The sequence below is a fragment of the uncultured Nitratireductor sp. genome, from assembly GCF_913053745.1.
Classification (GTDB): Bacteria; Pseudomonadota; Alphaproteobacteria; order Rhizobiales; family Rhizobiaceae; genus Nitratireductor.
Genome location: NZ_CAJXGF010000098.1, coordinates 1 through 18,173, shown reverse-complemented (window position 1 = coordinate 18,173; position 18,173 = coordinate 1). Strand labels below are relative to the sequence as shown.

The window sequence follows — 18,173 nt, the reverse complement described above, 5'->3', positions numbered from 1 at the left end:
CGCGATCCATGGGCGGCAGGTCGTTCAGGCTCACGCAGCCCTTCACGAACAGAATGGGGCGTGCAAACAGCAGGCGGCCGCGCTCGATGATATGGGGAGGATAGTCGGGCTGGCTCATCTCTCTGACCCTAAAAGTAGGGCCCGCCGGATCAGCGGCGGGCCCTGTTATTTGATTACTTTGGCTCAGCTCTTGCTGGGCTCTGCCGGCTTGGGCTTGCGACGGAAGGTGTCCACGATGTTGCCGAGCAGGTTCACCTCGACGCCATGGCGCTTCATGATGAACCACTGCTGGGCAATGGAAAGCGTGTTGTTCCAGGCCCAGTAGATCACCAGACCCGCCGGGAAGGTGCCCAGCATGAAGGTGAAAATCACCGGCATCCAGTTGAAGATCATGGCCTGGGTCGGATCCGGCGGCGGCGGATTGAGGCGCATCTGCACCCACATGGTAATGCCCATGATGACCGGCCAGATGCCCAGGTGCAGGAACGAGCCCAGGATCGGCAGAGCGGTCGGATCCCAGGGGATCAGGCCGAACAGGGTGAAGATGTTGGTCGGATCGGGTGCCGCCAGATCCTGAATCCAGCCGAAGAATGGCGCGTGGCGCATTTCGAGCGAGATAAAGATGACGGTGTAGAGCGCGAAGAAGACCGGGATCTGAATGAGGATCGGCCAGCAACCCGAGAGCGGATTGATCTTCTCTTTCTTGTAGAGCTCCATCATCGCCTGCTGCTGCTTCATCTTGTCGTCCGCGTATTTCTCGCGGATTTCCAGCATGGCGGGCTGCACCTTCTTCATGTTCGCCATGGATTTGTAGGACTTGTTGGCGAGCGGGAAGAAGATGAGCTTGACGACGACGGTGGTCGCCAGAATGGCCACACCGAAATTGCCGAGCAGCTTGAACAGCCAGTCGATCAGATAGAACATCGGCTTGGTGATGAAGTAGAACCAGCCCCAATCGATCAGCAGTTCGAACTGGCGAATGCCCTTGTCGTCTTCATAGGCGTCGACGACACCGACCTCCTTGGCTCCGGCGAAGACCATGAGTTCCGTGGTTGCGGATGCACCGTCGGCGACTGAGATTTCGTCGGTCAGATAATCGGCCTGATAGCGGGGCGAGCCTTCGCCCGAATAGGTGTAGCGCGGCTGAAACTCGCGGCCGGTCTGGGGAACCATGGTCACCGCCCAGTACTTGTCGGTGATGCCAAGCCACCCATCGCTCGATTTCGACGGCGTGATGCGGTTTTCTTCCTCGACGTCGGAATAGTCGATTTCCTGCAGCCCCTCCTCGCCGGTCACGCCGATAAGGCCCTCATGCAGAATATAGATGCCGGAGGTCTTGGGTGTGCCGATGCGGGTGGTGCGGCCGTAATTGCGCAGAGCGACAGCGGCGCCGGAAGCGTTCTCCACCGTGTCGGAAACCGTGAAAAGATAGTTTTCGTCGACCGTGAACGTACGCTTGAAGGTCAGGCCGCTGTCATTGGTGAAGGACAAGGTGACCGGCGTCGACGGCGTGAGAGCCTCGCCCTCGGAAAGCGTCCATTCGGTCGATGGGCCAGGCAGCGTGCCCGCCGCCTCGCCGCCCACATAGCCGGTCTCGACGTAGTAGCCGTCCGGCCCGGTCGACGGATTCAGCAACTGGATGTTGGGAGAATCCTTCTTGACCGTCACCCGGTAGTCCTTGAGGAGCAGATCGTCGAGCCGGGCGCCGGTCAGGTTGATCGAACCCGAGATACGGGGCGTCTCGATTGTCACCCGCTCGCTGCCGGCCACGGCTGCGGCGCGGTCGAGGGGCGCGGCGGCCTGGTTGGCATTGCCGGGAATGGCGCCATCGCCGGTCGACGGAGTGGGTATATCGCTGTTCTCACTGCCGGAGGTCGTTCCCGCCGGCGCGGTTTCGGTGGCCTGCCGCTCTTCGATCTGCACGGCCTCCCGCTGCTGCTCGATGCGCGGGTTCATGTAGAACACCTGCCAAAGCGTCAGGATCAACACGGACAGCGCGATCGTGATGAGAAAATTGCGATTGTTATCCATCGAGGTCCTTGCCCTTTCCGCGTCCCGCGCCGGGGTCTCCGATGCGGCGGGAAAGCTCGTCTTTCAGGGAGGCGAACGGCGCATCAAGCACAGATCGCCGCGCCACGATCACATAATCCTTGCCGGCGGCCATGTCGTGAACCGCATGAATGCGACAGGCTTCTTTAAGCCGCCGGCGCACGCGGTTTCGAACCACCGCATTGCCGACTTTCTTGGTGACTGTGATGCCCAGCCGTGGCGGATCTTGGTCGCCGCGATCGAGCACCTCCAGCAAAAAACGCCGCCCGCGCCGCTTTTCACCGCGACGGACAGCCAGAAACTCGGCGCGCTTCTTCAGGCGTGCCGGAGGTGGAACGGCTGGCCGGTCCGTCATCTTTCCGGCCTCGCCTCCAAACCTTATGCGGACAGCCGCTTGCGGCCACGATTGCGGCGCGCTGCAACCACGCGACGACCGCCCTTGGTGGCCATGCGGGCGCGGAAACCGTGCCGACGCTTACGAACGATCTTGGAAGGCTGATATGTACGCTTCATTTGTTTTAATACCGCGGAGTGCGGCCCTTCTTCATTCTGTTTCTATGAACAGGAGCTTTGCTTTTCAGGCCTCACCGAGGGCACGAAAACGCGCCGCCGGACGCAAGGCCCAAGCGTGGCCGGGCTTATAGGAGTATGGGTGCGCCGAGTCAATCAAAACGGTTCCCTGGAGGCACTGCCGCGGCAATGGGTCTCTCATTGCCGCGCGTCACCGTTTCATTCCACGGGAACCTGTCCTGCAACAGCCCTTTCGGCGGGATGCGCGCTTTCAGCCAAACCGGCGGCAACACCGGCCCTGTCGGCGACGCTGCGATTCTGGCTCATCTTGCGCTTGCCCTCAAGGCTCGCGATGGGCAGGCGCAACCCGATTATTCCGCGCAACTGACCCTTTATGAACTTTTCGGGGGCGTCCGAAACCGACCAAGCTTCCGGCCGGTCGGCTTCATGCAAGGCCGTCAGGCGCTCCACCACGGCGCGAAGTCGCGCCTCGTCGTCGAAGAACTCGATCGGCCCGCGCGCGTGAACCGCACTGTAGTTCCAGGTCGGAACGACCTTGCCATGCTCCTTCTTGGAGGCATACCAGGCAGGCGTCACATAGGCGTCAGGCCCCATGAAAATGGCCAGGGCTTCACCGGACGGCGTGTCTTTCCACTGCTCATTGGCACGTGCGAGATGACCGTAAAGCGTGCCGAAAGGGCCTTCGGCCTCGTCGAGAAACAGGGGGAGCGGACTGGCGTGAATCCCATTGGCGCCGGATGTCACGACATTGGCCAGCCGCGCGGCCCGCATCAGATCGTGAAGCGCCGGCAGGTCTTGCTCGCGAAAGGCGGGTGGACAATACATTTCGGTTTCATCTCCGTAACGGATCACCACAACCTAACGCGATCGACGCGCAGTCAAAAGAAACATGTGCTCCTTGCACAACAGGAATGTCCGTGTGGTGCAAAACCCTAGCGAGGGCGTTCCATGCCCTGCCGGAACTGTTCGAAAATGTTCTCCACGCCGCGCTCGTAGTCGTCGCGGGTCTTGCGGCCGGTCTCGAACATCTGGCCGAACAGATCGTCATAGGGATTGCGCGGACGACCGCTCGGATTGGGCTCCGGGGCGGGTTCGGGCGCAGCACGGCCCTGCGGTTCCGCCTGTTGCGTGCCCTGCCCGCCGCGCAGGAACTCGTCGAAAATCTGTCCCAACGGATTGTCGGCCTGACCGCCCGAAGGCGTACCGCGTCCAGCCGAACCGCCGGCACCGCCACCGAACATGCCTTCGAGTATCTGCCCCAGCGGATTGTCGGAAGGGCTCGTGCCCGCGGGCGCGCGTCCACGCGGCTGGGCGCCGGGATGCTGCTGGCCCATCTGGCGCATCATCTGCTCCATCAGATCGCCCAGCATGCCACCGCCGCCGGCCTGCGCCTGGCGCGGCTGCGCGCCCTGCATCTGACCCGTGGACTGTTTGAAAAGGCCACCCATGAGCATGGAGGCAAGCATGGGAAGCATCTGTTTGAGCATGTCTTGCCCAAGGCCCGTCGCCTGCGCCGCATGGCTTGCGACGGCCCGGCTGACATCCTTGGAACCGAAAAGGTGGCCCAGAATGCCGTTGCCCTCGGCGACACCCTGCGGTGTGAAGGCACTGGCGGCGTCCTCGAAATATTTCGCATGCTGGCCGGAGGCAAGCGCACCGAGAAAATTGCCTGCGCCATAAGGATCGGCCGCGTTGCGCTTCAGCCCCTGGCTGAACGCCGGCAAGAGCGCCTCCATGGCCTCCTGCGCCTGTCCATGCGAAATGCCGAATTGCCGGGCGAGTTGATCCACGCCCTGCCCTTCACCGGCATTGTTGAGCATCTCAAACAGCGGAAGCATGGCGTTCTCCTTCGTTCAAAACCGTTGCGATCGGCTACCAAACCATTGTTTCAGGAAGATAACCTGTAGAGAACGCCTTGTCTTCGCCGTCATGAGAGAAAGCCTAGTAGGCCTGCTCGAGAAACACGGGTTCTATGGACCGGTCCCAGCGTGTGTTGAAGGCGTTTGCCATTTCCTGAGCGCTGGTGGTGCCTCTCGAGACGATCTCGTCGAGCGGGCTCAGGAAGCTCGCCTCGTCGTAGCCTTCCGCATTGACGCGCTTGCGGGCGGAAAGTCCTTGGCGTGAAATGGCCAGAACCTCGCGAGCGATATCGCGCAGGTCATGGTTGCGGAAACGTGTCCCTAACCCCTCTTCGGGCACGGCATTGCGCATCGCCTCCACCTCCTCGAACGACCAGTCGCCCGTAAGGTCGTGCGCGGCGTCGAGCGCGGCCTGATCGTAAAGCAGCCCCACCCAGAAAGCCGGTAGAGCGCAGATGCGCCGCCACGGTCCGCCATCGGCTCCACGCATTTCCAGGAAGCGTTTGAGGCGCACATCCGGGAACAGGGTGGAAAGATGGTTCGACCAGTCGCCGAGCGTGGGCATGCCGTCGGTCACGACGTCCTTCAGCGCGCCCTTCATGAACTGACGGAAGGTGATGTGCGTGCAGTCGTGATATCGCCCGTCGCGAATGATGAAATACATCGGAACGTCGAGCGCCCATTCGACATAATCGGCAAAACCGAATCGCTCGGAAAAGGCGAAGGGCAGCAGTCCCGCACGCTGGTTGTCCGTGTCGCGCCAGATCTCGCCACGCCAGGACTGAAAACCGTTGAGCCGCCCCTCGGTGAAGGGAGAATTGGCAAAGAGAGCAGTGGAAAGCGGTTGCAACCGCTGCGCAACCTGCATCTTGCGGCGCATGTCGGCTTCCGTCGCAAAGTCGAGATTCACCTGAATCGTACAGGTCCGATACATCATGTCGAGCCCGTGCGTGCCGACCTTGGGCATGTAGGCGGTCATGATCTTGTAGCGTGATTTGGGCATTTGCGGCGTTTCGGCGAGTGTCCATTTGGGACTGCCGCCGAGGCCGAGAAAGCGAATGCCGAGCGGTTCGGCAATTTCGCGCAACTGCGCCAGATGGGCATTGCCCTCGCGGCAGGTCTGATGAAGCGTTTCCAAAGGCGCGCCGGAAAGTTCGAACTGCCCGCCCGGCTCCAGCGAAATCGCGCCCTGCCCGGTCGGCTCGACAAGCCCTATGATGCGCCCGTCGTCGTCGATTGCATCCCATCCGAGAATACGCTGCATTCCTTCCAGAACCGCCTTGATGCCGCGCTCGCCCTCATAAGGAACAGGCCGGTGGCCATCGACATAAAAGGGGAATTTTTCGTGCTCCGTGCCGATGCGCCACTTTTCCCGCGGCTTACAGCCCTTGGCGAGGTCGTCTACAAGTTCGTCGACCCGTTCGATCGGCCGGTTGTCGGTGGTGTCACGGGCCATAAACGCTCTCCTGGCAAACCATCAGCGAACTGATGAACCACGCTCACAATGCGCTTCAAGTAAAAAGTGCTGAGCCAAGCGTCAACTTATCTTGACGCAAAAACCTCATTCCCAATCGCCGACACTCGCCTGTATGACCGCGAGCGCGGCCACCGCGGCCGTGTCGGCACGCAGGATACGCGGACCCAGGGGTATCGGGGTCACAAATGGAAGTGCGCGCAATTGCGCCCGTTCGTCGTCGGAAAAACCGCCTTCCGGCCCCACCAGAAGCGCGAGTTTCGTCTCGCCAATGCCGGAGAGCGCCTGCATGGGATTGTTCGTGGCGGCATCCTCGTCGCAGAAGATCAGGCGCCGGTCCGCCTCCCACCCGGCCAGCAAGCGATCGAGTTTCACGGGCTCCAGCACCTCGGGCACGGCCAGGATGCCGCACTGCTCGGCCGCTTCCATGACATTGGCTTCGAGGCGCTGCGTGCCCGGTTTCGAAACCTGCGTATGCTGGGTGAGGACCGGCTGCAAACGCCCTGCCCCCATCTCCACCGCCTTCTGCACGAGATAGTCGAGGCGCCCTTTCTTCAACGGGGCGAAGCAGTAAAGAAGGTCGGGGAGCGGCGTCTGTGGACGCGCCTGTTTCGTCGTGCGCAGGCGTACCGTCTTGCGGCCAGCCTCGACGAGTTCCGCATGCCATTCGCCGTCGCGGCCGTTGAACACGAGAACTTCGTCGCCCACGCGCATGCGCAGCACATTGATCAGATAGTGAGCCTGCTCCCGGCCGGTTTCCAACTCGGCGCCGGGAACGAGTGCGGAATCGATGAATAGCCGCTGCAGTTTGTAATTCGCACGCATGCCGGTCTGATGGTGGATCGGCGATGCCGCGTCAAGAGGCGACGCTGTCATGCCAGACCGGCGCGTAGCCGGCGCGAAGCGCGGACACGCTCAAAGGCGGCGTCAAAAGCTGCACTTCCGGCGGTAGCGTGTCGGGGGAACGCGCCGCGCCATACCCCTCGAAACGCCATTCGCGAAGCGTTCCATCGCGCAGCGCATAGGCCAGTTCGCCGACGGCGATCACGGTGCCATCCGGCAGGTCCGGCACCGTCGCGCTGGACAGCATATGCGCCTTGCCGCTCACGGCGAACCTTTGCGCATGCAGGATGGTATCGGCTTGCACGGCTTTCATCTCCGCCCCGCCCTCTGCCTCCCGGACGCAGGCCATGAAACGCTTCGCCGCGTCGCGTCGGCAGAAGAAGCAGGGCCGATGCCCGGCAGCCAGGGCGGTCACCTCATCGAGAAAGAAAAGTTCGGTCCAGCCCGTGCCGCCCGCTGGCCCGTTGCGCCCCATCACCGCGCGGCGGCGGTCCCTGAAGGCGCAAACGCAAACGATCCAGGCTTTCGTCGTCCAGCGGCGACGCAGAAGCGCCTTCCTGTCCGGATCGTGGATAACGCCACGGTTGCCGGTGAAAAGTCCGCGCGCGGGAGTTGTATCGATCCGACCGAACGGACTAACGCGGTTTTGCAACGGCATGACTTTTTTCCACGTTTTTCGGATCTGTCATAAACTATGTGGGTATTGGCGTATAAATTGTTTCAATCTTAAGCTGTTTGCGTCTATAGCAGCCTGCGCAGCATGGGGCGCTGCATTTCGTTGACCTGCAAGGGACTTTGGCCGGATGACCATCGGGCGTGCGACTGTTGTGTTTGTCATCACTGTTTCTGCGTTCACGCTGATCGGTGCCAGGCTGTTGTCGGCCGGAGCCTCGGGCGATCATCACCCGGTCGATGGATACGGCATCTCCAGCGCCATCGACTGAGACACATCCCCGACAAGACGCTCCACCGACAAAGTCACTCCTCCGACAAAGTCACTCCACCGACAAAGACACGCCCGGACCGGATAATACGATCGGATCTGGTCGTCTTTCAGCAAGCGATCTCGATCAACGTCTTCTCCCGGCCCTCCAGCCTGAGCGCTGTCAATCGGCCACTATGCCATGCGCCGGTGTCGAGGTTGACCCGATTCCTGCAAAGTTCCGGCCTGGGCACGGGCGTGTGCCCGTGTACGACGAGCTTGGGGTGCAACCCGTCGAATGCGTGGAATTCACGCCTGATCCAGATGAGATCGTCCGCCGACTGGGAATCCAGAGCGATGCCTGGGCGAATGCCTGCATGGCAGAAGAAAAAATCGCCGAACGAGGCCGAATACGGCAAGGTCGCGAGGAAGGCCTTATGATGCTGCGGAACCGATTGCACGAGAGCTGCATGGCCCGGCATCATTGCCGCGCGCGACGTCAAGTCGATTTCCACACCATACGACAACGCGGTCTCGAAACCACCATTGCAGGCGAACAGGCCGAACGGATCGGGGTTGGACAGGAAGTCGAGAAAACCCAGATCGTGATTGCCCGCCAGCGCGATCACACGCGGGTCGCGTTCGCGCAGATTGGCAAGATACTCGATCACGCCGCGCGAATTGACCCCACGATCCACATAGTCGCCGAGATAGACGATGCGCCAGTCGGCGGGGCGGTCATGCAGAATTTCTTCCATGAGCCGCGCATGCATCGCGGCCAACAGGTCGTGCCTTCCGTGAATGTCGCCGACGGCATAGAGACGCATGCCGTCGGGCGTCGAAGCCTCGTTGTAGGAGACCCCGTCTGCCATGCCTCACCCGTCGACGACGATGAGATGCAGCGCGCGCGGTCCATGCGCACCGAGCAGCATGGTCTGCTCGATATCGCCGGAACGCGAGGGACCCGTGATGAGATTCAGGAGCCGTGGCATGTCACCTCTGCCGAATTTGCGCCGCAGGCGTGAGATTACGGTTTCAAGATCACCGGCAATGTCCTTCGCGTCAACGACGATGATGTGGTGGTCCGGGACGAAATTGACGGTGGTCGGGTTCTCCCTGCCCGATGGCAGGGCGAGGGTCCCCGTCTCCGCAACCCCGGCGAAGGCATGGCTCACGCCAACCTCATCTTCGGGTTCGGCGCGTCCACGCTTGACCTCGAGCGATTTCTGGCTCGCCCAATCCATGCGCTTCAGGCGCTTATCCTCGCCCATGCGGACGGATGGGGCCAGGTTCTTCGAACGCAGATAATGCGTTACAGCCTTGGGCACATCGTCCGTCTTCTTTACGCGCTCGACCGTGGCCGTCACCGTTTCGGCCATTTGACAGAAAAGCGCGATGCGCTCCTCTCCCTCCACCTGCCCGCGCGCCGGAATAAGCCCGCGCGGCGTTTTTGCCAGGCGTTTCTCCACGGTTTCACGCCGCGCATCGTCATTGGCCGAAACGGAAGCAGCCCCCCGCAGCTTGCTCAATATGGCCTCGCGCGCGCTCATGCCGCGCCCCTTTCCTGCTTTCCGACTTCGCGATCGCGCCATTGCTGCATAAAAGTGCGACTTTCGGGTGCGGGAAGGTCGCGGTGCCGCGTCCAACCGCCGGCAAAGGGCAGCGAACGGAACCAGCGCGCCCTGCCGGCCAGACCGGAAAGTGTGGGGATCGCCATCGACGTGGCGAGGCGATAAAGTTTCGGCCGGCGGGCGAAGAAGGCCCAGAAGCCGAGACCGAAACGCTGTGTCGCCGGGTTGAGCCCGCGCTCGAATTCGCGCTCGCGCCAGTGCCGCATCATGCGCGGCAGTGGAATCTGCATCGGACAGACCGATTCGCAGCGTCCGCAGAAGGTGGAGGCGTTGGGCAGATGCCCCGCCTTGTCGACGCCGACGAGCGACGGCGTGAGCACCGAACCCATCGGACCCGGATAGACCCAGCCATAAGCATGGCCGCCGACTGCGTGATAAACCGGACAATGGTTCATGCACGCACCGCACCGGATGCAGCGCAGCATCTCGTGAAACTCGGTGCCGAGCATTGACGAGCGGCCATTGTCGAGCAGGATCACATGATACTCGTCCGGCCCGTCGGGATCGTCGGGACGGCGCGGACCGGTGGAGAACGTGGTGTAGACGCTCATGTCCTGACCGGTGGCCGAGCGGGCGAGCACGCGCAGGATCTGGCTCGCATCCTCCAGCGTCGGCACCACCTTCTCGATGGAGGCGACGACGATGTGAATGCGCGGCAGGGTCTGCGTGAGATCGCCATTGCCTTCATTGGTGACGATGATGGATGTGCCGGTTTCGGCAATCAGGAAATTGGCCCCGGTGATGCCGACATCGGCTTGGAAATATTGCGGCCGCAGGATGTGCCGCGCCTCGCCCAGCAGGGATTCGGGCTGCGACAGGTCGCGCGCCGGCGGCAGCTCGGTGTGAACGCGGCGGAAATCCTCTTCGACCTGCTCCTTGTTCAAGTGCAGTGCCGGACCGATAATGTGGCTCGGATGCTCACCGCGAAGCTGTATTATGTATTCGCCAAGATCGGTCTCGACCGGGCGTACGCCTTCCTTCTCGAGAAAATCGTTGAGCGCGATCTCCTCGGTGATCATGGACTTGCCCTTGGTAACCGTGCGGGCACCGGCGGCGCGGCAAATGTCGAGCACAGCCTGGCGGGCATCTTGCGCCGTCTCGGCCCAGTGCACCCGACCGCCCGAGGCGATCACCTTGCGTTCATAAGCTTCCAGATAAAGGTCCAGATGCTCCAGCGTATGATCCTTGATCGCCCGCGCGGAAGATCGCAGTTCGTCGAATTCGGGCAATGCGTCGACCGCTTTCTTGCGCTTGCCGACGAAGCCGATCTTCGCCTTGCCCATGGCGCGCTGCAACTGCTCGTCGGCGATCGCCTTGCGCGCTTTATGTTTGAATTGCGGAGATTGAATTTCCATCAGCGGCCTCCCCCGCCAATCGCCGGTTTCTCGGTCATGCCCGCCAGAACCTCCGCCACATGGCGCACCTCCACCTTGCTGCCCTGCCGGTGCAACTTGCCGGCCATGTTCATGAGACAGCCCAGATCGCCGGCAAGAAGCGTTCCCGCCCCCGCGCTCTCGATGCTGGCGGTCTTTTCCTCGACGATCTTGTTGGAAATATCGGGATATTTGACACAGAACGTGCCACCGAAACCGCAGCAGACGTCGGAATTCTGCATTTCCTTCAGTTCCAGCCCGTCCACCGAAGACAGAAGCTGACGCGGCTGTTTCTGGATGCCGAGTTCGCGAAGACCCGAACAGGAATCGTGATAGGTGACGCTGCCATCATGGCTCACCGGCACCGATGTGACACCCAGCACATCGACCAGAAAGCTCACCAACTCGTGCACGCGGCCTGAAAAGGCTTCGGCCCTCGCCTCAAAAGACGTGCCTTTGAGAAGCGAAGGATAATGCTTCTTGAGCATCCCGGCGCATGAACCCGACGGTGCGACCACGTAGTCGAACTCCTCGAACGCCTCGATGGTCTGACGCGCGATGGCCGCGGCATCGTTCTTGTCGCCGGAATTGTAGGCCGGTTGGCCGCAGCAGGTCTGCGCCATCGGCACCTCGACCGTGCAACCGGCATCCTCCAGAAGCTTGACGGAGGCAAAACCGACGCTCGGCCGGAACAGATCCACCAGACAGGTGACGAACAGACCGACGCGTTTGGGTGATGGGCTTTCTTCTTTCAACGGTTCTTCTTTCGCTGGCTCGGGTCAGGACCAAATTGGTTCGGCTTGGCCGGTTCGCTTGCTCATGGTTGCGCCACCTCGCCACCGCGCTGATGCAGGCGAAGCCGCGATATGCGCTGCCAGTCGCCGGAGCGTTCAGCCTGGAAGGTGGCTTTCTCGACAAAGTCGATATGGGCGATGGCGGCGGCGCGCGCCGTCTCGGGATCGCCGGCGGCGATCGCCGCATGGATTGCCCTGTGCTGTGCAAGCAGCGTCTCGCGCGCGTCCGGCAACGCATAGATGCGGGTGCGGTTCAGAAAAACGCCGTCGGCAAGGAGTCGGTAACAGGCACGCAATGTGTGCAGCAGCACGATATTGTGCGCGCACTCGCCCACCGCATTGTGAAACTCGACATCGCAGGCCGCTTCCGCCTCGAAATCTTCCGCAGCATGCGCCTCGTCCATGCGCGTCACGATCGCCTCCAGGAGAACGAGATCTTCGGGCGTCGCGCGGCGTGCAGCGAATTCGGCCGCGACCGCCTCCATCTCCCGGCGGTATTCCAGATAATCCGCAGTCGCCTTGTGATGCGTGGCGATCAGTTCGCGTACCGGCTGGGTGAAGACCTGACCGATGATATCGGCCACGTAGGTGCCGCCGCCATGGCGGGTAAGGATCAGGCCGCGCTCTTCCAGCGCCTTCAGCGCATCGCGCAGGATGGGGCGCGACACGTCGAGTTGCCGCGCAAGCTCCCGTTCGCCCGGCAGCCGGTCGCCGTCGCGCAACACGCCTTCGAGGATCAGCGTCTCGATCTGGCGGATGACGCCATCGGCCGTGCGGGCATGCTCTATTCTGGAAAAGACGGCTTCCACCGATCTATGCCGTGCTCCGTTCAAACGTTCTCGCAGCCTGCACGATAACGCCGCCGAATAAGACTGGTCAAATTCTTTGTCCAATATTTTCCCGCTCGTGCAATTGTGGACACACATTGCGCCGCGCGCGAAGGCGGTAGCATACTTGCCAAAAGTCCATCCAGATGCAGACGGCAAGGCGCAATGAGCCAACAACAAGGGGAAAAACTTGTCACAATCGGCGCGGACAGCATCGGAACTTTGCCTCCGGAAACACTGATAACCGGCAGTATCCTGGGCTTTCCCGCCCATGACGGCCGTGCCGGCGCGCTGGGCGAGGTGCATGCGCGTCCGCACGCGTTGCTGGAGGCACCGCGGCTGATCATCCAGCTTTCCTTCATGACCGAAGGCGGCTCCGCGGTCGATCAGGCCGTGCTTGCCGATCTTTCGCGCCGCCTTGGCGTCGCCCCGCCACAGGCCAATGCGCGCCACCACGCAATGAAGTGGGGCAAGGGCACGCTGCGCTGGGAGCGTCATACGGAATTTTCCAGTTATCAGTGGGATTGCCCGATTTCGCCGCGCACCGGTAAACCGCTCGAAGAATCCCCTTTCGGCAATGGCTTCAGCCCGCCCGGCACCGCCATTTCCGGCACACGCGTCGAGATCCGCAAATGGTCGAGCGCGACGGAAAAGCTGGTCGGCGCTTTCGATCCGGCAAGCCTCGGCTACTCGGTGGTGGAAGGCGGACGCGCCGCCGTCGCCACCGATTTTCGCCAGGACGGCGATGGGTTGACCCGCATCCTGATCCTGGAGAAGGACCTGGCACCCGCCCGTATCGGTGCGTTGTCACAGCGCCTGATCGATATCGAAACCTATCGTACGCTTGCCATGCTCGGCCTGCCGCTGGCCCAGTCGCTTTCCCCGCGTCTGCGACGCATGGAAGACCGGCTTGCAGCCTTGACCGCCCGCATGCGCCAGCGGGAAAAACACGATAGCCGGAAACTCTTGAGCGAACTCACCGAATTGGCCGCGGATCTTGAAGCTGACGCCGCCGCCAGCCTCTACCGCTTCGGAGCGAGCCGCGCATATCACGGCATAGTCGAGGAGCGTCTGGAGACGCTGAACGAAGCCCCTATGGCCGGCTACGAAACATGGGCCGTCTTCCTCCAGCGCCGTGTCGCGCCCGCCATGCGCACCTGCCGCTCGGTCGAAGAGCGCCAGGCGAACCTGTCGCGCAAGCTGACACGTGCCACCAACCTGCTGCGCAGTTGGGTGGATGTGGAAGTGGAGCGACAGAACCGCGATCTGCTCGCCTCCATGAATCGCCGCGCCCAATTGCAGCTCCGTCTGCAACAGACGGTCGAAGGCCTCTCCGTGGCCGCCATCTCCTATTATGTGGTGGGTCTGGTCGGCTATGTCGCCAAGGGTGCAAAACCCGCCCTGCCGGGCATTTCCAGCGAGGTCGTCACCGCCGCCGCCGTGCCGGTGGCCGTTTTGTGCATCTGGCTCCTGGTGCGGCGCATCCGTCGTCGCCACGCGCGCGACGACGCCGGCATCGGCACCGAGGCGGATTGACGCAGGCCCGCTTTCCAAGCAGCATTTACAGAACCGTCAACACACTGGTAAATTGATTGAACCAGTGAGGAGCTCCGATGTCCGGCCCGAAAATGCCGCAGGCGAATGCGGCAACTTTGAAAAAGCGCGCGGAAATCGTCGCCGATATGCGCATTATCGTACCGGGCGAAGGCGTGGTCGATACGGACAATGAAATGCGTGCCTTCGAGAGCGACGGGCTGACTGCCTATCGGCAGATGCCACTTGTTGTCGTCCTGCCGGAAACCACAGCACAGGTATCGCGCATCCTGAAATATTGCCACCAGCGCAACATCCGCGTCGTGCCGCGCGGTTCCGGCACTTCGCTGTCCGGCGGCGCGCTGCCGCTTCAGGACGCCGTGCTATTGGTGATGAGTCGTTTCAACCGCATTCTCGACGTCGATTATCCCAACCGCACGGTCGTCGCCCAGCCCGGCGTCACCAATCTGGGCATTACAGATGCCGTCGAACATGAGGGCTTTTATTACGCCCCCGACCCCTCGTCGCAGATCGCCTGCTCCATCGGCGGCAATGTCGCGGAAAACTCCGGTGGCGTGCACTGCCTGAAATACGGCCTCACCGCCAACAATGTTCTGGGCGTCGAGATGGTGCTGGTGAACGGCGATGTGATCCGGCTCGGCGGCAAGCATCTCGATGCCGAAGGCTATGACCTTCTTGGCCTTATGACCGGGTCCGAAGGCTTGCTCGGCGTGGTCACCGAGGTGACGGTGCGCATCCTGCAGAAACCCGAAACGGCGCGCGCTCTGCTGATCGGCTTTCCCTCGAGCGAACAGGCGGGCGAATGCGTCGCCGAGATCATCGGCGCTGGTATCATTCCCGGCGGCATGGAGATGATGGACGGTCCGGCGATCCGCGCCGCCGAGGATTTCGTTCATGCCGGCTATCCGCTCGATGTGGAAGCATTGCTGATCGTCGAGCTCGACGGACCGCAGGCCGAGGTCGATCACCTGATCGACCGGGTGGAAGCGATTGCCCGTGAGAATGGCGCCACCACGAGCCGCGCCTCCACCTCCGACGAGGAACGCGCCGTGTTCTGGGCCGGGCGCAAGGCCGCCTTCCCGGCGGTCGGACGGATCTCGCCCGATTATTACTGCATGGACGGCACCATCCCGCGCAAACAATTGCCGCGCGTTCTGGCCGGCATGCGCGCGCTTTCGGAAAAATACGGGCTGCGCGTCGCCAATGTGTTTCATGCCGGCGACGGCAATCTTCACCCGCTCATTCTCTACGATGCCAACAGGCCGGGTGAACTGGAGAAAGCAGAGGATTTCGGCGCCGACATTTTGCGCCTGTGTGTCGAGGTCGGCGGTGTCCTGACCGGAGAGCACGGTGTCGGTGTGGAAAAGCGCGATCTGATGCCCGAAATGTTCACCGAAAGCGACCTGAACCAGCAGATCCGCGTCAAGTGCGCGTTCGATCCGAACCACCTTCTGAACCCCGGCAAGGTGTTTCCGCAATTGCACCGCTGCGCCGAGCTCGGTCGCATGCATATTCATCGCGGCCAGGTGCCCTTTCCGAACCTGGAGCGGTTCTGAACGTGCTGTTCAAACGGGCCATACTCGAAGGCATCGCGCGCGGCGACGTTACCCTCGCCTTTCGCCGCTGGAAGCGCCCCACGGTGAAGGCCGGAACGCGCCTTCGCACCGCCCTCGGCGAAGTGCCGATCGGACGCGTGGACGCGATCGAGGAAGCGAAGCTGGACGACGATGCCGCGCGCCGCGCCGGTTTTTCGTCGCTCGCCGACCTGAAGGAAAGCTTGCGCGGCGACGGGGGGCGCCAGCTCTACCGCATCGAAATTGGCGGCCTTAAAGAAGACCGCCGGGCCGCGCTGCGCGCCTCCGCAGCAATCGATGCCAAAGACCGTGAGGCGATCCATGAACGATTGCGCCGGTGGGACAAGTCAGCCGGACGCAGCGACTATCACCATCGGCTCCTGAACCTGATCGCCGAACGCCCGGAGACAGCGGCGGCGGAACTGGCCGCGGTGCTGGGTGTGGAGAAGCTGAAATTCAAACGCGATGTGCGCAAGCTCAAGGAGCTCGGCCTCACCGAGAGCCTGGATGTCGGCTACAGGATCTCTCCGCGCGGACGCAGCTTTCTTTCCGGCAACGGAGGCGCGAAACCGTGACCGATTTCCGTCCGAACACCGCCGACGACGTTCTGGAAACCGTGCAATGGGCCGTTTCGGAGGAAACGCCGCTCGAGATCGTCGGTCATGGCTCGAAACGCGGCATCGGACAGCCGCTCCAGACCGAACATGCCCTCGACTTGTCGACGCTCACAGGCATCACGCTGTATGAACCGGAGGAACTGGTGCTCTCGGCGAAAGCCGGCACGCCCCTCGCCGACATCGAGGCCGCGCTCAGGGAGCACGGTCAGGAGTTTGCTTTCGAACCGATGGACTACGGCCCGCTGCTCGGCGGTGAGGCGGGACGTGGCACGTTGGGCGGATTGCTTGCGGCCAACCTTGCCGGCCCGCGCCGCCTCAAGGCCGGAGCCGCGCGCGATCATGTGCTCGGCGTTCATGCCGTTTCCGGCCGCGGTGAGAGTTTCAAATCGGGCGGGCGCGTGGTGAAGAACGTGACCGGCTACGATCTTTCCAAAGGGCTCGCCGGCTCCTGGGGCACGCTTGCGGTGGCGACCGACATCACGATGAAGGTTCTGCCGGCCGCCGAAACCGAGAGCACCTTCTGCATCGCCGGTCTGGACGACGCGGCGGCGGCCGAGGCGATGGCGACAGCCATGAGCTCCAGTGCCGAAGTTTCGGGTGCCGCGCATCTGCCCGAAGGCGTGGTCGGCCGCTTCATCGATGGTGGTTTCTCCGGCGGCGGGCGAACCGTATTGCGGGTGGAAGGCTTCGGCCCTTCCGTCGCCTATCGCATTGACCTGCTCTCAAGACTTCTCGGCAAACTCGGAAACACCGAAACGCTCGAAGACCGCGATTCGCGTAGGCTGTGGCGCGAAATTCGCGACTGCCACCCTTTTGCGGATGGGTCGCCCGCGCCTGTCTGGCGTGTTTCCGTCGCACCGTCGCGCGGGCCCGAACTGGTGGATGCGTTTCGCCGCGCCGCCGGCGCCAATGTCTTTTACGACTGGCAGGGTGGGCTGGTTTGGATGCGCATGGAAGCCGATCCCGAAGCCGCGATCCTGCGCAAGATGATCGCCCATCTGGGCGGCGGCCACGCGACACTGGTGCGCGCACCATTGGCCCTGCGCGCGGCCATGCCCGTTTTCGAACCGCAACCGGCGGCGCTCGCCGCCCTCTCCGCCCGTCTGAAGGATCAGTTCGACCCAGCGGGTATCCTCAATCCCGGACGCATGGCGTTCACCTGAAGCCGTGATAGATTGCCGCCGGAAACCAAACGGAGGATCAACGCGATGAGCGAAATGCAACCCCAACCGAACGAGGATCGCAAAACCGATCGTTGGCTGGAGCCCGGCCCGACCAATGTCCAGGTGATCTATATTCTTTACCTGGTCGGTTTCGTCATCGGCGTTTCGGCGCTGGTCGGCATCGTGCTTGCCCATATAAATCGCGGCAAGGTCAACGGATGGGTCGAAACGCATTATGTATGGGCGATCCGCACCTTCTGGATCGGCCTGCTGTTCGGCTTCGCCCGCGGCGCGGTCATCGTGGTGCTGGCCTGGCTGGCGCTCGACTACATGATCACCGAGGACGAGCGGCCCGGCTGGATCCAGGAGGCCAAGTCGCGCCCCCTGGTGGAGCGCGGCGCGGACATGCTGCTGACCCTGGTGCCGGAAGAGCTGCTGGAGCGCGGCGACCAGGCCGCCGAGGACGCCCGCCGCCGCGCCGAGGAAGTGCGCCGCGCCGAGCAGACCTATCAACAGCTCGTCTCCCCTCTGCGGAAATCCGATGCAGAGACGGAGCAGCCCACGTATAACGAGGGCATGCGCGACGAGATCGAAAAGGCCATCGAAGGCCTGATGACGGACGAAACCGCGCCGGGAGAGACCACGCAGTGATCACCACCAATCCTCTGGCTCCCCCTCCCAATCGGATAGGGGACGACGACAAGTTCCACGAGGAATGCGGCGTCTTCGGCGTCTTCGGCAACGACGACGCCGCCGCCCTGGCGGCCCTCGGCCTGCACGCCCTGCAGCACCGCGGGCAGGAAAGTGCTGGCATCGCGACCTGGGACGGCGCGTCGCTGCACGCCCACCATGGCATGGGCCTGGTCGCCCAGGCATTCGACGAGCCGGCGCTCGGACGGCTGACCGTACCGATGATGGTGGTCGGTGACGTGCTTGAGGCGCTGGGCCGGCTCGGCATGGCT

The 18,173-nt window shown here is 62.6% G+C and carries 18 protein-coding genes and 2 pseudogenes; 7 read left to right on the top strand and 13 right to left on the bottom strand.

Going from position 1 to position 18,173, the window contains the following annotated elements; translation table 11 throughout:
* Positions 1 to 183: 183 nt before the first annotated feature.
* The 8 genes from yidC to QZ638_RS15600 form a co-directional block, all read right to left on the bottom strand.
* Positions 184 to 2,031 carry a membrane protein insertase YidC gene (gene yidC / locus QZ638_RS15635; RefSeq protein ID WP_295812321.1) on the bottom strand — a complete coding sequence of 616 codons (1,848 nt, stop codon included), beginning with the start codon at positions 2,029 to 2,031 and terminating at the stop codon, positions 184 to 186.
* The gene (rnpA, locus tag QZ638_RS15630; RefSeq protein WP_295812319.1) at positions 2,024 to 2,404 is read right to left on the bottom strand and encodes a ribonuclease P protein component; all 381 of its coding nucleotides are present in this window, start codon (positions 2,402 to 2,404) and stop codon (positions 2,024 to 2,026) included. The genes yidC and rnpA overlap by 8 nt, the downstream gene beginning before the upstream one ends.
* Before the next feature lie 23 nt (positions 2,405 to 2,427).
* The gene (gene rpmH / locus QZ638_RS15625; RefSeq protein ID WP_083212949.1) at positions 2,428 to 2,562 is read right to left on the bottom strand and encodes a 50S ribosomal protein L34; all 135 of its coding nucleotides are present in this window, start codon (positions 2,560 to 2,562) and stop codon (positions 2,428 to 2,430) included.
* A 216-nt stretch (positions 2,563 to 2,778) separates the two neighbouring features.
* On the bottom strand, positions 2,779 to 3,405 hold the full coding sequence (locus QZ638_RS15620; protein WP_295812317.1) for an FMN-binding negative transcriptional regulator: 627 nt from the start codon (positions 3,403 to 3,405) through the stop codon (positions 2,779 to 2,781).
* Between the two features lie 107 nt (positions 3,406 to 3,512).
* The gene (locus QZ638_RS15615; RefSeq protein WP_295812314.1) at positions 3,513 to 4,418 is read right to left on the bottom strand and encodes a DUF937 domain-containing protein; all 906 of its coding nucleotides are present in this window, start codon (positions 4,416 to 4,418) and stop codon (positions 3,513 to 3,515) included.
* 103 nt (positions 4,419 to 4,521) lie between these two features.
* Positions 4,522 to 5,895, bottom strand: a complete 1,374-nt coding sequence (locus tag QZ638_RS15610; RefSeq protein WP_295812313.1) for a glutamate--cysteine ligase — start codon at positions 5,893 to 5,895, stop codon at positions 4,522 to 4,524.
* Positions 5,896 to 6,000: 105 nt separating this feature from the next.
* On the bottom strand, positions 6,001 to 6,738 hold the full coding sequence (locus QZ638_RS15605) for a 16S rRNA (uracil(1498)-N(3))-methyltransferase (protein WP_295812322.1): 738 nt from the start codon (positions 6,736 to 6,738) through the stop codon (positions 6,001 to 6,003).
* 31 nt (positions 6,739 to 6,769) lie between these two features.
* Positions 6,770 to 7,414, bottom strand: a complete 645-nt coding sequence (locus tag QZ638_RS15600) for a hypothetical protein (RefSeq protein ID WP_295812310.1) — start codon at positions 7,412 to 7,414, stop codon at positions 6,770 to 6,772.
* Between the two features lie 145 nt (positions 7,415 to 7,559).
* Between QZ638_RS15600 and QZ638_RS15595 the strand changes: the two genes are divergently transcribed.
* Positions 7,560 to 7,700: a hypothetical protein gene (locus QZ638_RS15595; RefSeq protein WP_295812309.1), complete on the top strand. Its 141-nt coding sequence runs from the start codon at positions 7,560 to 7,562 to the stop codon at positions 7,698 to 7,700.
* 109 nt (positions 7,701 to 7,809) lie between these two features.
* Here the strand turns inward: QZ638_RS15595 and QZ638_RS15590 are convergent, their stop codons facing one another.
* The 5 genes from QZ638_RS15590 to QZ638_RS15570 all read right to left on the bottom strand — a co-directional run bounded on the left by QZ638_RS15590 (position 7,810) and on the right by QZ638_RS15570 (position 12,285).
* Positions 7,810 to 8,550: a metallophosphoesterase family protein gene (locus QZ638_RS15590; RefSeq protein ID WP_295812307.1), complete on the bottom strand. Its 741-nt coding sequence runs from the start codon at positions 8,548 to 8,550 to the stop codon at positions 7,810 to 7,812.
* Positions 8,551 to 8,553: 3 nt separating this feature from the next.
* Positions 8,554 to 9,228 (bottom strand): lactate utilization protein, encoded by a 675-nt coding sequence (locus tag QZ638_RS15585; RefSeq protein ID WP_295812304.1) that lies wholly within the window; start codon positions 9,226 to 9,228, stop codon positions 8,554 to 8,556.
* Positions 9,225 to 10,664 carry a LutB/LldF family L-lactate oxidation iron-sulfur protein gene (locus QZ638_RS15580; RefSeq protein WP_295812302.1) on the bottom strand — a complete coding sequence of 480 codons (1,440 nt, stop codon included), beginning with the start codon at positions 10,662 to 10,664 and terminating at the stop codon, positions 9,225 to 9,227. The genes QZ638_RS15585 and QZ638_RS15580 overlap by 4 nt, the downstream gene beginning before the upstream one ends.
* Positions 10,664 to 11,437, bottom strand: a complete 774-nt coding sequence (locus QZ638_RS15575) for a (Fe-S)-binding protein (protein WP_295812299.1) — start codon at positions 11,435 to 11,437, stop codon at positions 10,664 to 10,666. The genes QZ638_RS15580 and QZ638_RS15575 overlap by 1 nt, the downstream gene beginning before the upstream one ends.
* 62 nt (positions 11,438 to 11,499) lie before the next feature.
* On the bottom strand, positions 11,500 to 12,285 hold the full coding sequence (locus QZ638_RS15570) for an FCD domain-containing protein (protein WP_295812297.1): 786 nt from the start codon (positions 12,283 to 12,285) through the stop codon (positions 11,500 to 11,502).
* Positions 12,286 to 12,468: 183 nt separating this feature from the next.
* Here QZ638_RS15570 and QZ638_RS15565 point away from each other — a divergent pair, with 183 nt between their 5' ends.
* From QZ638_RS15565 to QZ638_RS15540, 6 genes and pseudogenes are all read left to right on the top strand, one after another.
* Positions 12,469 to 13,839 carry a DUF3422 family protein gene (locus tag QZ638_RS15565; RefSeq protein WP_295812295.1) on the top strand — a complete coding sequence of 457 codons (1,371 nt, stop codon included), beginning with the start codon at positions 12,469 to 12,471 and terminating at the stop codon, positions 13,837 to 13,839.
* A gap of 77 nt (positions 13,840 to 13,916) precedes the next feature.
* Positions 13,917 to 15,413 (top strand): FAD-linked oxidase C-terminal domain-containing protein, encoded by a 1,497-nt coding sequence (locus tag QZ638_RS15560; protein ID WP_295812291.1) that lies wholly within the window; start codon positions 13,917 to 13,919, stop codon positions 15,411 to 15,413.
* Positions 15,414 to 15,415: 2 nt separating this feature from the next.
* Positions 15,416 to 16,006, top strand: coding sequence for an ASCH domain-containing protein (locus QZ638_RS15555; RefSeq protein WP_295812288.1), 591 nt, complete (start codon positions 15,416 to 15,418; stop codon positions 16,004 to 16,006).
* Positions 16,003 to 17,211: a glycolate oxidase subunit GlcE gene (glcE, locus tag QZ638_RS15550; protein ID WP_295812286.1), complete on the top strand. Its 1,209-nt coding sequence runs from the start codon at positions 16,003 to 16,005 to the stop codon at positions 17,209 to 17,211. The genes QZ638_RS15555 and glcE overlap by 4 nt, the downstream gene beginning before the upstream one ends.
* A gap of 45 nt (positions 17,212 to 17,256) precedes the next feature.
* Positions 17,257 to 17,487: pseudogene (locus tag QZ638_RS15545) on the top strand (hypothetical protein); the annotation flags it as partial.
* Between the two features lie 389 nt (positions 17,488 to 17,876).
* A pseudogene (locus QZ638_RS15540) lies at positions 17,877 to 18,173 on the top strand (hypothetical protein); the annotation flags it as partial.